The 2,187-nt window shown below is 68.4% G+C and carries 1 protein-coding gene and 1 pseudogene; both read left to right on the forward strand.

Going from position 1 to position 2,187, the window contains the following annotated elements; genetic code table 11:
* Positions 1-726 (forward strand): annotated as a pseudogene (locus ACRDSQ_RS16745) (hypothetical protein); the annotation flags it as partial.
* Positions 727-888: 162 nt separating this feature from the next.
* Positions 889-2,064 carry a lipase family protein gene (locus ACRDSQ_RS16750; RefSeq protein ID WP_431422240.1) on the forward strand — a complete coding sequence of 392 codons (1,176 nt, stop codon included), beginning with the start codon at positions 889-891 and terminating at the stop codon, positions 2,062-2,064.
* The last annotated feature ends 123 nt before the right edge of the window (positions 2,065-2,187 follow it).

Below are 2,187 nucleotides of genomic sequence, written 5' to 3' on the forward strand. Positions count from 1 at the left end.
GCGCACATCACCGCGCCCGGGTTCGACACCGACCTCGACGTTCCCGTCGTCGTGGAGAAGACCGCGATCCCCGCGTCGGGTGGCTTCACCGTGCGCGCGACCGGCAAGACGCCGTCGCTGAAGTTCCCGCAGGCCGGGCCGATCAAGATCACCGTGCATGACCTGCTGCTCAACATCACCGCGCGGAAGGCCGACGGCACGCTGGCCAGCATCCCGCCGTCGAACCCGTTCGACGCGCCGTGTGCGCAGGACCCGGGTCAGAACAACGTGCTGAAGGAAGGCCAGATCCTTCCCGCACCGTCGACCACGACGCCGACGACCACGACCACGGTCCCGACGACGACGACGACCGAGCCGACGACGACTGGGCCCACGACGACTGAGCCGACCACGACTGAGCCGACCACGACTGAGCCGACGAGCACGACTCAGCCGACCACTGAGCCGACCACGACTGAGCCGACAACGACCGCGCCGACAACGACTGCGCCGACCACTGAGCCGACGACGACCGAGCCGACGACTACGGTCACGACGCTGCCGGTGGTCAACACCCAGATTCCGTCCGGCGGTGGGGGTGGGTACGTGCCCACGAACACCAGCTCGCACGGCGAACTCGCCAACACCGGTTCCTCCGTGGCGTGGCCGCTCGGCATCGGCCTGCTGCTGATCGGGTTGGGCGCCAACATGATCCTGGTGATGCGCTTGCGCGCCCGCCGCCGCTGACAGGCCACAGGGGACGCCCGGTGTGCGTCTGACCCGCACCGGGCGTCCCCAACCACCAACTTCCACTACTGACTCGGAGGTCGAGCGGTGCGCTCTCTCTTCACTCACTCCCCGCAAAAGGCGGCGCGGCGCAGGGCCCGGCTCTCCGCGTTCGCCACGGCCATGATGGTCGCGGCTTCGACCGCGGCTCTCGCCACCACCCCGTCCGCGGCCGTCGCGGGCCCGGCCCCCGCCGACCCAGGCCCGGCCGACGACTCCTTCTACACCCCGCCGTCGCCCCTGCCCGCGGGCGCGCCCGGTGACGTCATCCGCTGGCGGCCGAGCCCGGCGCCTCAGTTCATGGGCACGGTCAACTCGTGGCAGGTCATGTACTTGTCGTCGGATGAGGACGGCGCCCCGAACGCGGTCACCGGGACGATCCTGGTGCCCAAGACCGCGAACCCGGCAACCGCGCCGATCGTCAGCTTCGCCTCCGGCACCCACGGCGGCGCGTTCCGCTGCGCGCCTTCGTCGATGCTCGCCGTGGGCGCCGGCTATGAGCGTCCGGCGATCGCCGACATGCTCAAGAGCGGCTACGCGGTCGTCATGACCGACTACGCCGGCTACCACGTCAACCCGAAGACCACCTACATCACGGGCCTGTCCGAGGGCCGCGCGGTGATCGACATGGTCCGGGCAGGCCAGAAACTGCCCGCTGCCAAGCTGTCCACGACCGCGCCGGTGTTCTTCCGCGGCTACTCCCAGGGCGGCGGCGCCGCACTCTGGGCGGGCCAGCTGCAGCCCGAGTACGGCCAGGACGTCAAACTCGCGGGCGTCGTCGCCGGCGGTGTCCCCGGTGACCTGGTGCAGGTCACCCTCAAGCTCGACGGCAGCCGCGGCTTCGGCTTCCTGCTGTACGCCTTGGTGGGCTTGAACAATGCCTACCCGGAGATCAACCTGGCGTCCTACCTGAACGACGCTGGCCGCGCCGCGGTCGCCGACGTCGAGAACGAGGCGTGCACCCTGGAGCTGGTGGTGGAGTACAAGAACAAGGCCCTGTCCGAGTTCACCACCGACACCCCGGTCCAGGACGCCCTCCTTGCCGCTGTCGCGAAGAACAAGCTCGGCACCATGCCGGTGAAGGTCCCGGTCCTGCAGTACCACGGGTCCAGCGATGACATCGTCGCTTTCGGGCAGGCGGACACGTTGCACAAGACGTACTGCCGGGCGGGGGTGAAGCTGACTTGGAAGACCTACCCGACCGACCACATCACCGGGATCTTCTCGGGGAACGCTGACGCCATGACGTTCCTCAAGGACCGGGTGGCGGGCACTCCGGCCACTTCCACCTGCGTCTAGCCGGACCTTCCTGGCTTTCTTGATCGTTTGGCGTGTCGTCCTTGCTGGCACTGGAGAATCCAGCATCCAGGGTGTATTACCTAAACGTGCCCTCGATCGTCGGTAAACGCATCAGCGGGAAGA

The sequence above is a fragment of the Actinokineospora sp. genome (genome assembly GCF_050699995.1).
Lineage (GTDB): Bacteria > Actinomycetota > Actinomycetes > Mycobacteriales > Pseudonocardiaceae > Actinokineospora.

What these genes read in the sequence shown, in the direction of transcription:
- ACRDSQ_RS16750 (WP_431422240.1), top strand. Translation starts at nt 889, where the DNA reads ATGATGGTCGCGGCTTCGACCGCGGCTCTCGCCACCACCCCGTCCGCG.